This window comes from Pseudomonas sp. PDM09 (assembly GCF_014852305.1).
Taxonomy (GTDB): domain Bacteria; phylum Pseudomonadota; class Gammaproteobacteria; order Pseudomonadales; family Pseudomonadaceae; genus Aquipseudomonas.
In genome coordinates this window covers 761,245-778,395 of sequence record NZ_JACVBI010000001.1, presented here as the reverse complement: position 1 = coordinate 778,395, position 17,151 = coordinate 761,245, and the positions used below count along the sequence as shown (strand labels likewise).

Annotated in this window: 14 protein-coding genes; 7 read left to right on the top strand and 7 right to left on the bottom strand. The window is 60.1% G+C overall.

Translation table 11 applies throughout. The annotated features are described in order from the left end of the window. Window positions 1-8 precede the first annotated feature (8 nt). From IB250_RS03455 to pssA, 3 genes are all read right to left on the bottom strand, one after another. Window positions 9-1,673, bottom strand: coding sequence for an AMP-binding protein (locus IB250_RS03455; protein ID WP_192342984.1), 1,665 nt, complete (start codon window positions 1,671-1,673; stop codon window positions 9-11). A 244-nt stretch (window positions 1,674-1,917) separates the two neighbouring features. Beyond that, the gene (locus tag IB250_RS03450; protein WP_192342983.1) at window positions 1,918-2,934 is read right to left on the bottom strand and encodes an AraC family transcriptional regulator; all 1,017 of its coding nucleotides are present in this window, start codon (window positions 2,932-2,934) and stop codon (window positions 1,918-1,920) included. A gap of 295 nt (window positions 2,935-3,229) precedes the next feature. After that, entirely contained in the window at window positions 3,230-4,573 is a 1,344-nt protein-coding gene (gene pssA, locus IB250_RS03445) for a CDP-diacylglycerol--serine O-phosphatidyltransferase (protein WP_192342982.1), read from the bottom strand. A 216-nt stretch (window positions 4,574-4,789) separates the two neighbouring features. Between pssA and IB250_RS03440 the strand changes: the two genes are divergently transcribed. The 3 genes from IB250_RS03440 to IB250_RS03430 all read left to right on the top strand — a co-directional run bounded on the left by IB250_RS03440 (window position 4,790) and on the right by IB250_RS03430 (window position 6,877). Further along, window positions 4,790-5,353, top strand: a complete 564-nt coding sequence (locus IB250_RS03440) for a TetR/AcrR family transcriptional regulator (protein ID WP_192342981.1) — start codon at window positions 4,790-4,792, stop codon at window positions 5,351-5,353. Between the two features lie 57 nt (window positions 5,354-5,410). Then, window positions 5,411-5,887, top strand: a complete 477-nt coding sequence (locus tag IB250_RS03435; RefSeq protein WP_123497029.1) for a DUF1348 family protein — start codon at window positions 5,411-5,413, stop codon at window positions 5,885-5,887. Between the two features lie 210 nt (window positions 5,888-6,097). Continuing rightward, on the top strand, window positions 6,098-6,877 hold the full coding sequence (locus IB250_RS03430) for a TSUP family transporter (RefSeq protein WP_095631017.1): 780 nt from the start codon (window positions 6,098-6,100) through the stop codon (window positions 6,875-6,877). Here IB250_RS03430 and nudC read toward each other — a convergent pair. Both nudC and IB250_RS03420 read right to left on the bottom strand, forming a co-directional pair. Then, window positions 6,845-7,675, bottom strand: a complete 831-nt coding sequence (nudC, locus tag IB250_RS03425; protein ID WP_123497031.1) for an NAD(+) diphosphatase — start codon at window positions 7,673-7,675, stop codon at window positions 6,845-6,847. The two genes, IB250_RS03430 and nudC, sit on opposite strands and share 33 nt — an antisense overlap. A gap of 6 nt (window positions 7,676-7,681) precedes the next feature. Next, the gene (locus tag IB250_RS03420; RefSeq protein WP_192342980.1) at window positions 7,682-8,494 is read right to left on the bottom strand and encodes a crotonase/enoyl-CoA hydratase family protein; all 813 of its coding nucleotides are present in this window, start codon (window positions 8,492-8,494) and stop codon (window positions 7,682-7,684) included. 282 nt (window positions 8,495-8,776) lie between these two features. On the opposite strand from IB250_RS03420, the gene pncA reads away from it, so the two are divergent. Further along, a complete protein-coding gene (gene pncA, locus IB250_RS03415) occupies window positions 8,777-9,406 on the top strand; it encodes a bifunctional nicotinamidase/pyrazinamidase (protein ID WP_192342979.1) in 630 nt (209 codons plus the stop codon). A 135-nt stretch (window positions 9,407-9,541) separates the two neighbouring features. On the opposite strand, the gene IB250_RS03410 is transcribed toward pncA, so the two are convergent. Further along, window positions 9,542-10,843: an ATP-binding protein gene (locus IB250_RS03410; RefSeq protein ID WP_192342978.1), complete on the bottom strand. Its 1,302-nt coding sequence runs from the start codon at window positions 10,841-10,843 to the stop codon at window positions 9,542-9,544. A 4-nt stretch (window positions 10,844-10,847) separates the two neighbouring features. Then, window positions 10,848-11,549, bottom strand: coding sequence for a response regulator transcription factor (locus IB250_RS03405; RefSeq protein ID WP_007900125.1), 702 nt, complete (start codon window positions 11,547-11,549; stop codon window positions 10,848-10,850). A gap of 280 nt (window positions 11,550-11,829) precedes the next feature. On the opposite strand from IB250_RS03405, the gene IB250_RS03400 reads away from it, so the two are divergent. The 3 genes from IB250_RS03400 (at window position 11,830) to IB250_RS03390 (ending at window position 16,915) form a co-directional block, all read left to right on the top strand. Beyond that, complete coding sequence (locus IB250_RS03400) at window positions 11,830-12,987, top strand: efflux RND transporter periplasmic adaptor subunit (protein ID WP_192342977.1); 1,158 nt, start codon at window positions 11,830-11,832, stop codon at window positions 12,985-12,987. A 14-nt stretch (window positions 12,988-13,001) separates the two neighbouring features. Further along, window positions 13,002-16,100, top strand: coding sequence for an efflux RND transporter permease subunit (locus IB250_RS03395; protein WP_192342976.1), 3,099 nt, complete (start codon window positions 13,002-13,004; stop codon window positions 16,098-16,100). A gap of 173 nt (window positions 16,101-16,273) precedes the next feature. Continuing rightward, the gene (locus IB250_RS03390) at window positions 16,274-16,915 is read left to right on the top strand and encodes a DUF1345 domain-containing protein (RefSeq protein ID WP_192342975.1); all 642 of its coding nucleotides are present in this window, start codon (window positions 16,274-16,276) and stop codon (window positions 16,913-16,915) included. The last annotated feature ends 236 nt before the right edge of the window (window positions 16,916-17,151 follow it).

The following is a 17,151-nucleotide window of genomic DNA, read 5'->3' as shown; positions in this document are numbered from 1 at the left end:
CCTTGGATTCAAGCTGAAACGTTCTTCGCGGCGGCCTCTTGAGCCTTGGCGATTTCCTGGTTGCGCAAGATAAAGCGCTGCAGTTTGCCGCTTGGGGTTTTCGGCAATTCGCTGACAAATTCAATTTCACGGGGGTACGCGTGCGCCGCCAGACGCTTGCGCACGTGTTGGCGCAGCTCTTCGGCGAGCGCAGGTTCGGCACGGTATTGCGGGCTGAGCACGACGAAGGCTTTCACCAGCTCGGTACGCTCCGGATCGGGCTTGCCGATCACCGCCGCTTCGACCACTGCCGGGTGTTCGACCAACGCGCTTTCGACGTCGAACGGGCCAACGCGGTAGCCGGAGGTGGTGATCACATCGTCACTGCGGCCGACGAAGCTGATGCTGCCGTCCGGGTTCCACTCGACGGTGTCACCGCTCAGGTAATAGTTGCCGACGAACGCCTTGGTCGGCGCGCCTTCGTAGCCGCCGAACCAGCACATCGGCGACTGGGTCCGGTCGATGGCCAGAATGCCGGGCTGGCCGACGCCCAGTTCTTTGTATTCGTCGTCGAGCACCACGATGCGGTGGCCCGGCGAGGCGAAACCGGCAGCGCCGACGTGCACCGGATGATCGAGGCCATGGTGATTGCACAACACCATGCCCAGTTCGGTCTGGCCGTAATGGTCATGAATCACCACGCCGAGATTATCGGCGAACCAGCGGATCACTTCCGGGTTCAGCGGCTCGCCGGCGCTGCTGACGATGCGCAGCTTGCCCTTGATCGAGCGGGAGAATTCATCGCCACCGGCAATCAGCAAGCGATAGGCAGTGGGCGAACCAGTGAGGTTGGTGATCCCGTATTTGTTGATCACCCGACAGGTGCTTTCGAGGGTGAACGGGCCATCGTAAAAGGTGATCGGGTGCCCCATCGCCATCGGTCCGGTGACGCCAAAATAGATGCCGTAGGCCCAACCCGGATCGGCGACGTTCCAGAACGCGTCTTCGGGGCGCAGGTCTACCGCGTCACGGGTGTAACTCTGGAACGCGACGATCGCCTTGAGCGGCACCGACAGCGCTTTCGACGGGCCGGTGGTGCCCGAGGTGAACATCAACAGGAACGGGTCTTCGCCGGTCAGTAATACCGGTTCGCAGACGCTGGAGTAGTTGGCCAGTTCGGCCCAGAAACTGAAATCACCCCGAACAATACCTTGGCCTTTCGGGCCGCCGACGGTGACGATGGTCGGGCAGTCGGCCACTTCGGCCAGTTTCGGGCGATTGACGGCGTCGGTTACTACGACTGCGGCGCCGGAGCTGTTGAGGCGATGTTCGATGGCTTTCGGGCCGAAGGCGGTAAACAGCGGTTGATAGACCGCGCCGATGCGCCAAGTGGCGAACACGGTGATCAGTAATTCGATGTTGCGTGGCAGGAGGCCGGCGACTTTATCGCCCTTCTTCACACCCTGGGCCAGCAGGAAATTGGCGAAGCGCGCGGCTTTGTCCTGCAAGTCGCTGAAGGTGTAGGTCGCGCTGCTGCCATCGCGGCCTTCCCAAAACAGCGCGATGCGCCCCGGCAAGGCATGCCGGTCGCAACACTCGACGCAGGCATTGAGCGCGCTCAACGACCCTGTGAGCGCGGCATCGACGGTGTGCTGATAATTGAACTGTGACTTGGCAGACAAGTAATCGCGCATTGCCAGAATCCCTGTGTGTTTTTATTAGGTTGGGGGGAACCGTAAACAACAGGGAAATACTCGCTCTGCGCGGGGAGCGGGACAATGGTCAAAGCTATCAAGTTGTGTGACTGGTTTGGCCAAGGTCACTACTTACCTCATTCCCACGCTCCGCGTGGGAATGCAGCCCGGGACGCTCCGCGTCCCAGAAGCGGACGCAGAGCGTCCATTGAGGCATTCCCACGCAGAGCGTGGGAACGATCGATCAATCAGCCTCGTTAAGAATCAAACTCCGATAATGCCCCGGATTAGACCCCGACCACTTGCGAAACGCCTTGTAGAACGAGCTGGTATCGGCAAATCCCAAGCGGGTGGCGATTTCGGTGAAGCTGATGGCAGGCTCCGCCAGCCAGACGATCGCCAGTTCCTTGCGCACACTGTCCTTGAGCCCCTGATACGTCTGGCCCTCTTCAGCCAGACGCCTACGCAGGGTCGAGGCCGACATGCACAGTTGCTGCGCCAGCGCCTCGGTTTCCGGCCAGTGTTCGGCGGGCAGTTGCCGCAGATCGTGTTTGATCCGGCTGGCCAGGCTCTCGGGATCGCGGTATTTGACCAGAATGTTCGCCGGCGCATGGGCGAGGAATCGCTTCAGTTCTTCAGGGCTGCGCTTGATCGGCAAATCCAGGCAGTCAGCGGAGAAAATCATCCGCGTGCGCGGCCGGTCGAACCGCAGGTTCTCGGAGAACATCACCCGGTAGTCATCGCAAAAATCCGGCGCCGGGCAACGCAACTCAATGGCCAGGATCGGTATCCGCCGCCCCGCCAACCAACAGGCCACGCCATGCACGATCATCCAGTAAGTGAAATAGGTAAAGGCGCGGCGCGGGTCTTCGTCATCCTCCAGCAGAACGATTTCCGCCAGGCTTTGCTGGCGAACCAGTTGCGCGGGCATGCGCTCGAGCATCAACGACAGAAAGCTCAGCCCCGAGGTCAGCCCGGCGGCCAGGCTTGGCTGAACCATCGAGCAGCGACACAGGAACTCCAGACTGCCGGACTTGAGTTTGCGCGGGTCCATGCCAAAAAACTCATCGTCCCCGCGCCGGGCCAACAAGCGCCACAGCCTTGCATAAGCAGTGGCCGGAACGCGGGCGTCGGTGGTTTGCAGCAGCACAGGATCGATGCCGACCTTGTTCAACACCTCTTCGGTGGCCGCGCCCGGGGCACAACTTTGCAACAGCGCTTCACGCACCAGTTGAATGGATATGGTGTCTTTTTCCGACATTGACCGAGGCGAGCCTTGTTCTTGTTTGAGTGGTGAGCATATTAGCGCAGCCACCACAGCCCGGCGCAGATCCCTGTGGGCAGCCTAGATCCCTGTGGGAGCGGGCTTGCTCGCGAAGGGGCCATAACAGTCAACATTGATGTCGCCTGACACACCGCTTTCGCGAGCAAGCCCGCTCCCACAGTGGATTTGAGTCGATGCACGATTGTGTGACCGACACATGGCTCACTGTGGGAGCGGGCTTGCTCGCGAAGGCATTATTACCGGCGACACACCTTCGACGCCGGGTTGAACCTCACAAAATCCGATACAACAACCGCTCGATCCGTACCCGGCTGACACGCTTGAGAAACTTGGCCACTCCCGCCGGATAATCCGGCAGCGTTTCCAGATCCTGATACCGCTCGATGCGGCGGATGTGCTGGAAAATCTCCGCCAGCTCTTTATCACGCGGCTCCAGCAATTCACCTTTCGGATCATCGATCAGCAGCGCGTTTTCCAGGTCGAGACGGAATGCACGCGGGTTGAGGTTGTTGCCGGTCAGCAAGGTGTAGCGCTGATCGATCCACATCCCCTTCAGGTGATAGGTGTTATCGCCATCCTTCCACAAATGCAGGTTCAGCTTGCCACTGTCGATGCTGCGCTGATGACGCTTGGCGAAGCGCCGCAGGCTGATCTCGTAAAGGTATGGCAGCGCCGCGATCACCTTGAACGGCTCGCTCGGCGGAATGTAGAAATCGTTGGCGGTTTTGTCGCCGACGATGATGTCGATCTTCACCCCCCGCGCCAGCGCCCGATTGATTTCCCGGGTCACCGCCAGCGGCAGGTTGAAGTACGGCGTGCAGATGGTCAGCTGATGTTGCGCACTGGCGATCAGCTCGCAAATCACCCGGCTCAACGGGTTGTTCTTGCCCACACCGAGCAAGGGGCTGACGGATAAACCGCCCTTCGCCGTGCTGCCCGCCGTGGTGTCGTATGCCGCGTGCTTGAGACGGCTGCGCAAGTCACCGATGTCGTTACGCAGGCTGCGGGTGGTCGGCAGGTTCGGCAGGTCGAGGCGATGCACCGCTTTGGAGGCGATCAGACCGTGCTGAATCAAATGCTGCATCGAATCTGCCAGTGCTTGATTCTGCAGCAGGTGATAGCGATCGAAGCGGTACTTGTCGAATTTGTGCAGGTAAACGTTGTTCAGGCTCGCGCCGCTGTAGAGCACGCAATCGTCGATCACGAAACCCTTCAAATGCAGCACGCCGAACAGCTCGCGGGTCTGCACCGGCACGCCGTACACCGGCACAACGCTTTCGTGGGTGCGGGTCGTTTCCTGATACCAGGCCGCGTTGCCCGGCTGCTTGCCGGCACCGATCAAACCGCGCTGGGCGCGCAACCAGTCCACGACAACCACCACGTCCAGTTCCGGGCGCGCCAGTTTGGCGGCGTGCAGGGCATCGAGGATTTCCTGCCCGGCCTCATCCTGTTGCAGGTACAGCGCGACGATATAGATGCGCCGGGTTGCCTGAGCGATTTGTTCCAGCAGGCAACGACGGAACTCGGCGGCGCCAGAGAGGATGGTGACGGCATCGGCGGTCAGCGGAAAACTGCGCAGTTTAGGCAGCAGAGAGCGTTTGAAAAGCGACGGCATAGGGCTCGCAAAGGGTCGAATCCGAAGAACCCGAGAGCTTACACCATGGATTGCCTTGGGTCTTGTTAGTGTCTGTAAAGACCCTATCGCGAGCAGGCTCGCTCCCACAGGGGAATACATTTCAAATGTGGAAGCGAGCCTGCTCGCGATGGCAATTTTATGGGCGCCAAAAATAACCGCTTGACCAAGGAGAACGATCATTCTACTGTTGGTCACATGAACGAAATCACTAGCAACGACACACGCGACATCATTCTGGATGTCACCGAAAAGTTGATCTACAAAAGTGGCATCGCGGCCACCGGCATGGATCTTCTGGTGAAAACCGCCGGCGTTTCCAGAAAAAGTATTTACCGCTACTTCGCCAACAAGGAGGAGCTTACCGTCGCGGCTCTGCAACGCCGCGATGTGCGCTGGATGCATTGGTACCGAACGGAAGTCGGCAAGGCACAAACCCCGGCCGAGCGGCTGCTCAACCTGTTTACCGTGCTCAGGACCTGGTTCGACTCCGAAGGCTTTCGCGGTTGCGCATTCATTAACACCAGCGGCGAAACCGGCGATGCGCAAGACCCGGTTCGCCTGGTCGCCAAAGACCACAAACAGAAACTGCTCGACTATGTGTGCGAGCTCTGTACCGAACATGGCGCAACAGACCCGGAGACGCTGGCCAAACAGCTGCTGATCCTGATCGACGGTGCCATTACCGTAGCGCTTGTGATGGGTGATCACAGTGCCGCCGATAATGCGCAATGCATGGCGCGAAAGTTATTGGACCTGTAACACTCTTTAATAAGCCCGACAACTTGCTAGAACGTTAATTTGATAGGGAGACTTAATATGTCTACTGCCGAAGTTCGTCCGCCATTGCCGCCGTTTACCCGTGAATCGGCCATCGAAAAAGTTCGCCTGGCCGAAGATGGCTGGAACTCCCGCGACCCGGAACGGGTGTCCCTGGCCTACACCCTGGACACCCAATGGCGTAACCGCGCCGAGTTCGCTCACAACCGCGAAGAAGCCAAAAATTTTCTGGCCCGTAAATGGGCCAAGGAACTGGACTACCGGCTGATCAAGGAACTCTGGGCCCATGGCGACAACCGTATCGCTGTGCGTTATGCCTACGAATGGCATGACGATTCGGGTAACTGGTTCCGCTCCTACGGTAACGAGAACTGGGAGTTCGACGAGAACGGCTTGATGTTCAACCGTTACGCCTGCATCAACGACATGCCGATCAAGGAAAGCGACCGCAAGTTCCACTGGCCGCTGGGCCGCCGACCGGATGATCACCCGGGCTTGTCCGATCTGGGCCTGTAACTTCACCTCACCTCGATGATCGTTCCCACGCTCCGCGTGGGAATGCATCCCATGACGCTCCGCGTCACATCCGAAGCGCACGCGGAGCGTCCATACCGGCATTCCCACGTAAGACGCGGGAACGATCGGCTGTATCAGGATAACTTTATGGGTAAGATACCGGCCTTCCCCGCAGCCCATCTTCTGCGCCCTGCCGAATAAGCCCATTTCATGCCTTTCGAACTCAGCGTTGACCTCACTACCCTGGCCGTTCTGGCTCTCGTCGCTTTCATCGCCGGTTTCATCGACGCCATCGCTGGCGGTGGCGGTCTGTTGACCACCCCGGCGCTGCTGACCGCCGGCCTGCCGCCGCACCTGGTGCTGGGCACCAACAAGCTCAGTTCGACCTTCGGCTCGGCCACCGCCAGTTTCACTTTCTACCGGCGCAAACTGTTTCATCCACGGCAATGGATGCACGCCATTGTCGGTACGCTGGTGGGCGCACTCACCGGTGCTGTGGTCGCTCATTACCTGCCGGCGGAATGGCTGAACAAGATGCTGCCGGTGATCGTTTTCGCCTGCGGTCTGTACCTGTTGTTCGGCGGCACACCAAAGGCGCCGCTGGACAGCGACGCACCGATCAAGAAGAAGTGGCAATCGAGCCAGGGCTTCAGCCTCGGTTTCTACGACGGCGTCGCCGGCCCGGGAACGGGTGCGTTCTGGACCGTCAGCAGCCTGCTGCTCTACCCCATCGACCTGGTCAAGGCCAGCGGCGTGGCACGCAGCATGAACTTCGTCAGCAACATCGCAGCGCTGTCGGTGTTCATATTTTCCGGGCAGGTGGACTGGATCATCGGCCTGAGCATGGGCCTGTCGGTGATGGTCGGCGCCTTCTTCGGCGCGCGCACCGCCATCAGCGGCGGTGCGAAATTCATTCGCCCGGTGTTCATCACCGTGGTGCTCGGCCTGACCGTCCGGTTAGCCTGGCAGCACTGGTTCAGCGTGGCCTAAGCGCCGCGCCACATAGACATCGATGAGGTAACGGGCAATCGAGCGAGACGCCGGCAACGGCGGCAGCTCGTGCACGTTGAACCACTGGGCGTCTTCGATCTCATCTTCCTGACAGACAATCTCGCCACCGGCGTACTCGGCGTGAAAACCGAGCATCATCGAATGCGGGAACGGCCAGCATTGACTGCCCATGTACTGGATGTTCTTGACCTCGATCTGCACCTCTTCGCGGACCTCGCGAATCAGGCAGTCCTCGGCCGACTCACCCGGCTCGGCAAACCCCGCCAACGTACTGTAGACCCCGGCGACAAAACGCGGAGAACGAGCCAGCAGAACCTCGTCGCCACGGGTCACCAGCACGATCATGCTCGGTGAAATGCGCGGATAGTGGCGTATATCACACGGCTCACAGTACATCGCCCGCTCACGCGGCACTTGGCTCATCACCTGCCCGCAATTGCCACAAAAACGATGTTCACGGGCCCAGGTACCGATTTGTGCGGCGTAGCCGAGCACCTTGTAGACGGTGTGATCACCCTCAAGCATGAACGCTCGCAGGCCTTTCCAGTTGCAACCCGGTACTTCGCTGTGACTGCGCAGCTCCAGCAGGTAGACCGGTTCGCCATCCAGGTGGCCGATGCCATGCTCGGCGAGAATCGACAGGTCCTGACGCTTGAGCCATTCCCGTGGAAACAGCGCGCCATTGTCATCGAACAAAAAGCCTTCGGGGCTGCGCGCCACGGCCCAACCGCCGGGTTGATCGGTGTCCAGTACTGCGGTGGTCCAGCGTGAAATCATGGTTAATCAATCCAGAAATTCGGGTTTCTGTTTGCTCATATGGGCGGCCATGGCCACGCGCAGATCGGTGGATTGCACCATGGCGGCGTTCCAGGTGGCGACGTATTCGAGGCCGTCGTCGATGCGATGGTCGCGCATGTAGCTGATCATCTCTTTGGTGCCGGTGATAGCGATCGGCGACTTGCCGGCGATCTCGCGGGCAATGCCCATCACGCCTTCAAGCAGGCTGGCGGCATCGCTGTAGACGCGATTGACCAGGCCGATGTTGCGCGCTTCGTCGGCGCCAAAGGTGCGACCAGTGTAAGCCAGTTCACGCAGCATGCCGTCACCGATTATCCGTGGCAAGCGTTGCAAAGTGCCTACATCGGCTGCCATGCCGATGTCGATTTCCTTGATGGAAAATTGCGCGTCCTCGGCGGCGTAACGCATGTCGCAGGCCGAGATCAGGTCGATGGCGCCGCCCAGGCAATAACCCTGAATCGCCGCCAGCACCGGTTTGCGGCAGTTGTCGACGGCATTGAAGGACGCTTGCAGCGTGAGGATCGTTCGTCGGAGCAGCCGTGCATTGCGGCTGACGTCCTTGCCCAACTCATTGAGCATACCGGCCATCATCATCAGGTCGATGCCCGAAGAAAAATGCTTGCCGGCGCCACTGAGTACCACCACCCGGACTTCATCGGTATCGTCGATCCACCGGAAAATTTCGATGATCTCGCTCCAGAACGCGGCGTTCATCGAATTGATCTTTTCCGGGCGATTGATCTGCACATGGGCGATGTTATCGGCCAGTTCGACGCTGAAGGCAGTGTATTGAGACATGGCAGTGATCCTTTACCGGGGCAGGAAATGAGGCCGAACTATAACAAGGCATCCGTGCCGGCAGTAAGGCAGCGGTTCGGCCAAATGCGGGACTGGTTTCAGGTTCTTTAGCGTCTGGGCTGACCTCATCGCGAGCAGGCTCACTCCCACATTGGATCCTGGGCGTTCACAAATCCCCCGCTCGCGATTGGCCGCACCACCGAAATTATTGAGAAACCGACTTAGCACACGAGCAAACTTGTCACTATGCTTGCACCGGACTTTCCAAGGAGGAACCCGCCCATGCCAATCTCTTCACGAGCAGCCTTGCTGGTTATCGACGTACAGAACGACTTCATTCCCGGTGGTCAACTGCCGGTGCCGGAGGGTGACCTGATCGTGCCCTTGATCAACCAGCTCGGGCGCCAGTTCAAGCAGGTCATCATTGCCCAGGACTGGCATCCGCCCGGCCATGCCTCATTCGCTTCCAGCCACCCGGGGCGCAAACCCTACGACGTGATTCAGTTGCCTTACGGTGAACAAACGCTTTGGCCTGAGCATTGCGTACGGGCCACACCCGGCGCCGAGTTCCACGCGGAACTGGACCTGCCCCACGCCCAACTGATCATTCGCAAGGGCTGCAATCCGGACATCGATAGCTATTCGGCGTTTCTGGAGGCGGATCGAACCACGACCACAGGCTTGGCCGGGTATCTTAAAGAACGCGGCATCGACACGGTTTACATGGTCGGGCTGGCACTGGATTTTTGCGTGATGTTTTCTGCGCTGGACGCGCGGGCAGCGGGATTCAATGCGTTTGTGGTAATGGATGCGTGTCGGGCGATTGATCTGGATGGATCGCTGGCGGCGGCAACTGACCGGATGCAGGTGGCTGGGGTCGGGTTGATTCTATCAACCGAAATACTTGGTTGATCTGTAGGAGCTGCCGAAGGCTGCGATCTTTTGATCTTGCTTTTAAAAGAACAAGATCAAAAGATCGCAGCCTTCGGCAGCTCCTGCCTTTGGATCGAGTAAAACCGTAAACGCGAATCGTCTGAAAGAGGACCTTTAAACCGGAGTCGGTAACCACAACCGAAACCGCGCGCCCCCCAGCGGCGAAGCTTGCGCGGTGAGTGTGCCGCTCTGTGCTTCCAGTGCCCGGCGGCTGATTGCCAGGCCCAGACCAAACCCGCCAGTGGCGCGATCCCGGCTGCGGTCCAGCCGATAAAACGGCTCGAAAATCCGCTCCCGCTCTTCTTCCGGAATGCCGATGCCATCGTCATCCACCCAGATCTCACAGCCTTTGGGGCACACCTGCACACCGATCTGAATCCGTTTTTCGCAATAGCGCATCGCATTGCGCAGCAGGTTCTGGATCGCCCGGGCGGTCAGTCGCGGGTCCAGAGAGAAGCGTTCGAGCTGGCCGTTAAGCAGCACATCAATGACGATCTCCGGTGACTCAAGTTCTTCATCGACGCTGCCCAAAATGCTGTCGATGAACTCATCCAGCGACACGTCGACCTGTTCCGGCAGCCGCCCCGGGTTTTGCAAGCGGCTGTAAGACAGTAACTCCAGCACCAGTTCATCCAGTTCGCGAATGTGCGCGACCAAGCCTTGCAGACGTTCGCGGCTGGTGGCCGGCAAGTCATCGGACAGTGCCAAGGCCAGGCCGAAATCCAGCCGCGTCAGTGGCGTGCGCAACTCATGGGACACGGCGTTGAGCAGATCGCGCTGTTGGTTGAGCAAGTTTTCGATGTCGCCGGCCATGGTGTCGAAAACATTGGCCAGGCTGCCGATGTTGGAGCTGGGGGAAATCTGCGTGCGCTCGCTCAAGTGGCCCTTGCCGAAGCGTTCGGCGGTGCCTTTGAGGCGTTCCAGGTCGCGCCAGTGCGGGCGCAACCACAGCAACAGACAGGCGAGCATGGTCGCGCCGATCAGCACGTTGATGCTCCAGTACAACCAACTGACGTCCGTCGGGTCCGGCGGCACGACCATCTTCACGACCAGTTGCTCGCTCAACGGCGCCACGGCCAAGGTGCGCCAGCCCCAATCGCCGATGCGCACGACGTTTTCCCCGCGCTGCAAGCGCGCACGTTCATCCAGAGTAAATTCGGCGTCATCGTTACGGCCCAGCACAATGTCCAGCGGCTGGAATTCCTTGTCCATTTCGTCTGCCAGCGCCGGCCACTGCTCAATAGGCACCGCGCGAAACTGCTTGACGATCAGCGTTTGCAAACCTCGGGAGTAGTCGAGGTTGTAGGTGACAAAACGCTCATGGAAAACCTGGATTACCAGATCCGGCACCAGGTAGATCGCCGCGCTGAACGAGACGATAGTCACCAGATAGAGGCGAAACAGGATTCTGAACATCGACTCAGCATTCCCACTCAGAGCGGCTGAACAGGTAGCCCTTGCCCCACACGGTTTTGATCTTGCGCGCCTCGCCAGCGTGGTCGTCGAACTTGCGCCGCAGCTTGGAGATGGCCACATCCACCGAGCGGTCGGTGCCGTTGAATTCGATACCGCGCAAGCGTTGCAGAATCTGGTCGCGGCTCAGTACTTCGCCGGCATGCCGGGCCAGCACCACCAGCAAGTTGTATTCACCGCTGGACAGCTCGACCAGTTGCTCGCGCCAGGTCACGGTGCGCTCGGACAGGTCGATGCACAGATTGCCCATGAGAATGCGATCGTTGGCGGTCATCGGTTCGCTGAGGCTGCTGCGGCGCAGCAAGGTGCGCACCCGGGCCAGCAACACCCGTGGTTCGCAAGGTTTGGTGACGTAGTCGTCGGCGCCCATTTCCAGGCCCAGCACCTGATCGTGGCTGTCATCGCGGGCGGTGAGCATCAGGATCGGCAAAGTCGCCGAATCGGCTCGCAGCAAGCGGCAGACCTGCAAACCGTCGAGCCCCGGCAGCATCAGATCGAGAATCACCAGGTCCGGAGGATTGAGCCGCGCCCGTTCGCGCACATGATCGCCACGGCTGATCACACTGACGCAATAGCCGTTGCGTTCCAGGTAGCTGGCAATCAGTTCGGAGAGCGCAGAGTCGTCTTCGACCAGGAGGATGTTGGGCATGGGGGTGTTTCCAGAAAGTGCAGTGGCGCCTGTCAGGGCCTCTTCGCGAGCAAGCCCGCTCCCACATTTGATCTTCAGTGCGACATAGATCCCATGTGGGAGCGGGCTTGCTCGCGAAGGCGGCATAACAGTCGCAAAACGGAATCAAGTCGCCAAGGATATACGCCCTCACACGCCCATGAGCAAAACCCTTACACAATTTCACACAGCACCTACAAAGCTTCACCGCTACCCTCGTCGCCCCCCCGTAGGATACGGGGGTCAATATTGGGGTATTTACATGTCAAAGAATCTGCTTGCCCGGCTCAGCCTGATTGCACTGGCGTTGACGCTGAGTGCTTGTGATCAGTCCTCGACCGCCGAAGAACAGGCGCCGCTGGCCACCGTGCGGGTTGAAACCGTCGAAGCCCGGCCGCTGTCGATCAGCAGCGAGCTGAGCGGGCGGATTGTCGCGCCACGCATCGCCGAAGTGCGCGCCCGAGTCGCCGGCGTGGTGTTGCAGCAGGCCTTCCGTGAAGGCAGCGACGTAAAAAAAGGCGACGTTCTCTTCCGTATCGACCCGGCGCCGTTCAAGGCCGACCTGGACAGCGCCGAAGCCGCACTGCGCAAGGCCGAGGCCAATGCATTCCAGGCCAGATTGCAAGAACAGCGCTACGCCCAGTTGATCGAAGGCAACGCCATCAGCGGTCAGGATTATGACAACGCCCGGGCCAATGCCCGGCAGACCGCCGCCGATGTCGCCGCCAACAAAGCCGCCGTGGAGCGGGCGAAACTGAACCTGGGTTATGCCACCGTTACCGCGCCGATTTCCGGACGCATCGGCCGAGCGCTGGTGACCGAAGGCGCGCTGGTCGGGCAGAACGAAACCACGCCGCTGGCACTGATTCAGCAGTTGAACCCGATCCACGCTGACCTGACGCAATCGACCCGTGAACTCAACGACCTGCGCCGCGCGTTCCGTTCCGGCCAGTTAAAGGAAGTGGGCCAGGGCCAGGCCAAAGCCACCTTGATTCAGGACGACGGCAGCCTCTACCCGCTACCGGGCAAGTTGCTGTTCACCGACATCACGGTCGACCCGGGCACCGGCCAGATCATTCTGCGCAGCGAGTTCCCCAACCCGGACCTCGACTTGCTGCCGGGCAGCTTCGTTCGCGTGCGTCTGGAGCAAGCGTTCAATCAGCAAGGCATCAGCGTGCCGCAACGGGCCGTCCAGCGTGACAGCGCCGGCATCGCCCAAGTGCTGCTGCTCGATGCCGAACAGCGGGTCGGCCAGCAAGCGGTCGAACTGGGCGCAGTGCAGAACGATCGCTGGATCGTCACCCATGGCCTCAAGCCCGGCGACCGCATTGTCACTGAAGGCCTGCAACATGCGCGCCCCGGTGAAAAAGTCCAGATCGATAACACCCCTCTTCCCCTTGCCCAGGTTTCTGGTCAGTAAGCAGGACGCTTTTTATGCCGCAGTTCTTTATCGACCGCCCGGTGTTCGCCTGGGTGATCGCCTTGTTCATCCTGCTGGCCGGTGCGCTGGCCATTGTGCAGTTGCCGGTGGCGCAGTACCCGAACGTTGCACCGCCGAAAGTCGAAATCTATGCCACCTACCCCGGCGCATCGGCGCAGACCGTGGACGAAAGCGTGGTCAGCCTGATCGAGGAAGAGCTCAACGGCGCCGACCATCTGCTGTATTTCGAATCCCAGAGCAGCCTCGGCAGTGCCACCATCACCGCGACTTTCCAACCAGGCACTGACCCGGAAATGGCGCAGGTCGACGTGCAAAACCGCCTCAAAGTAGTCGAGTCGCGCTTGCCGCAAGCGGTGACTCAGCAAGGCTTGCAGGTGGAGAAAGTCTCCGCCGGTTTCCTGCTGCTGATCACCCTCACCTCCAGCGATGGCAAGCTCGACGACGTGGCGCTCAGCGACTACCTGGCGCGCAACGTGATGAACGAGATCAAGCGTCTGGACGGCGTCGGCAAGGCCCAGTTGTACGGTGCCGAACGGGCGATGCGGATCTGGATCGATCCGCGCAAGTTGATCGGATTCAACCTGACCCCGGCCGACGTCAACGCCGCCATCGTTGCGCAAAACGCTCAGGTTTCCGCGGGCAGCATCGGCGATTTGCCGACCCGCACCACCCAGGAAATCACCGCGACCATTCTGGTCAAAGGTCAGTTGTCGACGCCTGAAGAATTCGCCGACATCGTGCTCAAAGCCAATCCGGACGGTTCAACCGTGCGCATCCGCGATGTCGCGCGGGTGGAGATCGGCAGCCAGGAATATCAATTCTCCACGCGCCTGAACGGCAAACCGTCGACCGCCGTCAGCGTGCAACTGTCGCCAGGCGCCAATGCCCTGAGCACCGCGACGCTGGTACGGGCGAAGATGGACGAACTGGCGCGCTACTTCCCGGCCGGCGTGGAATACAAGATTCCGTACGACACTTCGCCCTTCGTCAAAGTCTCGATTACCAAGGTGGTCTACACCCTCATCGAGGCGATGGTGCTGGTGTTTGCGGTGATGTTCCTGTTCCTGCAAAACATCCGCTACACGCTGATCCCGACCCTGGTGGTGCCAGTCGCACTGATGGGCACTTTCGCGACCATGCTCGCACTGGGCTTCTCGATCAACGTGCTGACCATGTTCGGCATGGTGCTGGCCATCGGCATTCTGGTGGACGACGCGATTGTGGTGGTGGAGAACGTCGAGCGGATCATGGCCACCGAAGGCCTGTCGCCCAAGGACGCGACGCGCAAGGCGATGAAGCAGATCACCGGGGCGATCATCGGCATTACCCTGGTGCTGGTGGCGGTGTTCATTCCGATGGCGTTCATGCAGGGCTCGGTCGGGGTGATTTACCAGCAGTTCTCGCTCTCCATGGCCACGTCGATCCTGTTCTCGGCGTTCCTCGCCCTGACCTTGACCCCGGCGCTGTGTGCGACGCTGCTCAAGCCAATTGCTCAGGGTGAACATCACGCCAAGGGCGGCTTCTTCGGCTGGTTCAACCGGCGCTTCGAACAACTGACCGAGCGTTATCAGGGCTGGGTCGCCTATGCACTGAAACGCACCGGGCGTTACCTGTTGATCTACGGCGTGCTGCTGATCGGTCTGGGGCTGTGCTTCAGTCGTCTGCCCTCCTCGTTCCTGCCGGTGGAAGACCAGGGTTACACCATTACCGACATTCAACTTCCACCGGGCGCGAGCAAGAATCGCACGGTGCAGGTGGTCGAGCAGATCGAAGCACACAACGCCACCGAACCGGGCGTCGGCGACAGCACGGTGATTCTCGGTTTCAGCTTCTCCGGCAGCGGGCAGAACGCCGCACTGGCGTTTACCACGCTCAAGGATTGGTCGGATCGGGGCAGCGACGACTCGGCGAGTTCGATTGCCGACCGCGCCAACATCGCGCTCAGTCAGATCAAGGATGCCATGGCCTTTGCGGTCCTGCCGCCGCCGGTCGATGGCCTCGGCACTTCCAGTGGTTTCGAGTTCCGCCTGCAAGACCGTGGCGGCCTTGGCCATGCCACGCTGATGCAGGCGCGCAGCCAATTGCTGGCCGCCGCCGAGAAGAGCCCGGTCTTGATGAACGTGCGCGAAAGCGCCCTGGCCGAAGCGCCGCAGGTGCAACTGGAAGTCGACCGCAAGCAAGCCAACGCCTTGGGCATTTCGTTTGCCGACATCGGCAACGTGCTGTCCACCGCCGTGGGGTCGGCCTACATCAACGACTTTCCCAATCAGGGACGGATGCAGCGAGTGGTGGTCCAGGCTGAAGGCGATCAGCGCAGTCAGGTCGACGACCTGCTGAAGATTCACGTGCGCAACAACGGCGAGAACATGGTGCCGTTGTCGGCTTTCGTTCGGGCCAACTGGACCCAGGGCCCGGCGCAATTAACCCGTTACAACGGCTACCCGGCCATCAGCATTTCCGGCGAACCGGCGCCCGGCTACAGCACTGGCGAAGCCATGGCGGAAATCGAGCGATTGGTGGCGCAAGGGCCGGCGGGATTGGGGCAGGAATGGACCGGGCTGTCGTTGCAGGAACGTTTGTCCGGCAGTCAGGCACCGATTCTGCTTGGGCTCTCGTTGCTGATCGTGTTCCTGTGCCTGTCGGCGCTGTATGAGAGTTGGTCGATTCCGACCTCGGTGTTGCTGGTGGTGCCGCTGGGTGTGCTCGGCGCGGTACTGGCCGTGACGTTGCGCGGAATGCCCAACGATGTGTTCTTCAAGGTCGGGCTGATCACCATCATTGGCCTGTCGGCGAAGAACGCGATCCTGATCATCGAATTCGCCAAGAGCCTGTACGACGAAGGTCACGACCTGATCGACGCCACCCTGCAAGCCGCACGCTTGCGCCTTCGGCCGATTGTCATGACGTCACTGGCATTCATCCTTGGCGTGGTGCCATTGGCGATTGCCACCGGGGCCAGCTCGGCGAGCCAGCAAGCCATCGGCACCGGCGTGATCGGCGGGATGATCACCGCGACCCTGGCAGTGGTGTTTGTCCCAGTCTTCTTCGTCGTCGTGATGAAACTGGTGCGCAAGCGCCACAAAAACATCTAAGCCACAACACATCCCCTGTAGGAGCGAGGCTTGCCCGCGAAGGCGGTGCGTCAGTCGACATTAATGTTGAATGTGACGGCCTCTTCGCGGGCAAGCCACGCTCCTACAAGGGATTATCGTTGTGGTCACAACCTGGGCTAAGGTGTTTAGACACCCAGGCCCATCGAGTTCCCATGCCTCTACTCGCCCGCACCCACCCTCGCCTGTCCGCCGCTGCCACCCTTGGCGTCGCGGTGGGCATTCTGGCTCCGGCCGACTCGATCATCAGCAAAATCCTCATCGGCTGGAACACCGGGGTCTGGACCTATCTGATGCTGATGCTCTGGCTCACCATGCGAGCCAAAGCGCCGGATGTGCAACGCATTGCCGAGGTCGAAGACGAAAACGCCGGTCTGGTGCTGTTTGTTGTATGCATCGCCGCGTTGGCGAGCCTGGCGACCATCGCCTTTGAACTGGCCGGCAGCAGGGACCTGGAAACGACCCGCAAACTGTTGCACTACGGCTTTACGGCATTGACCGTGATCGGTTCATGGCTGCTGATCGGGGTGATTTTCAGCGTGCACTACGCCCGTCTGTTCTACACCTTGGGCGGCAAAGACCCCGCTCTGCGTTTTGCTGAAGGCCTGACAACGCCCAACTACTGGGACTTCCTGTATTTCTCTTTCACCATCAGCGCGGCGGTCCAGACGTCCGATGTCGGCGTGGCGACTCGGGATTTGCGCAAGATTGTCCTGGCGCAGTCGCTGATCGGCTTTCTGTTCAACACGGCCATTCTCGGGTTTTCGATCAACATCGCGGCGGGACTGTTCAACTGATCCCTGCACAAACGTTCTAGCCATCACCCTCGGCGCGGGCGCAGCTGCGGGTATTAACGTTGACTATCATTTTTTTTGCGTTTCTCTTCCATGCCTGACAAGTTGGGCATGGCTGGGAACCCGTACCCGCCTACACCTGGATACACCACTAAAACGACAACGACTCAACCAACTCCTCGCCAATTGAACCGCTTGCACAAATTAAAAAATATATAGACGATCCATGTCCGGCGTTG

Coding starts and splice junctions, on each gene's coding strand:
- IB250_RS03455 (WP_192342984.1), bottom strand. CDS start 1,673: ATGCGCGATTACTTGTCTGCCAAGTCACAGTTCAATTATCAGCACACC.
- IB250_RS03450 (WP_192342983.1), bottom strand. CDS start 2,934: ATGTCGGAAAAAGACACCATATCCATTCAACTGGTGCGTGAAGCGCTG.
- pssA (WP_192342982.1), bottom strand. CDS start 4,573: ATGCCGTCGCTTTTCAAACGCTCTCTGCTGCCTAAACTGCGCAGTTTT.
- IB250_RS03440 (WP_192342981.1), top strand. CDS start 4,790: ATGAACGAAATCACTAGCAACGACACACGCGACATCATTCTGGATGTC.
- IB250_RS03435 (WP_123497029.1), top strand. CDS start 5,411: ATGTCTACTGCCGAAGTTCGTCCGCCATTGCCGCCGTTTACCCGTGAA.
- IB250_RS03430 (WP_095631017.1), top strand. CDS start 6,098: ATGCCTTTCGAACTCAGCGTTGACCTCACTACCCTGGCCGTTCTGGCT.
- nudC (WP_123497031.1), bottom strand. CDS start 7,675: ATGATTTCACGCTGGACCACCGCAGTACTGGACACCGATCAACCCGGC.
- IB250_RS03420 (WP_192342980.1), bottom strand. CDS start 8,494: ATGTCTCAATACACTGCCTTCAGCGTCGAACTGGCCGATAACATCGCC.
- pncA (WP_192342979.1), top strand. CDS start 8,777: ATGCCAATCTCTTCACGAGCAGCCTTGCTGGTTATCGACGTACAGAAC.
- IB250_RS03410 (WP_192342978.1), bottom strand. CDS start 10,843: ATGTTCAGAATCCTGTTTCGCCTCTATCTGGTGACTATCGTCTCGTTC.
- IB250_RS03405 (WP_007900125.1), bottom strand. CDS start 11,549: ATGCCCAACATCCTCCTGGTCGAAGACGACTCTGCGCTCTCCGAACTG.
- IB250_RS03400 (WP_192342977.1), top strand. CDS start 11,830: ATGTCAAAGAATCTGCTTGCCCGGCTCAGCCTGATTGCACTGGCGTTG.
- IB250_RS03395 (WP_192342976.1), top strand. CDS start 13,002: ATGCCGCAGTTCTTTATCGACCGCCCGGTGTTCGCCTGGGTGATCGCC.
- IB250_RS03390 (WP_192342975.1), top strand. CDS start 16,274: ATGCCTCTACTCGCCCGCACCCACCCTCGCCTGTCCGCCGCTGCCACC.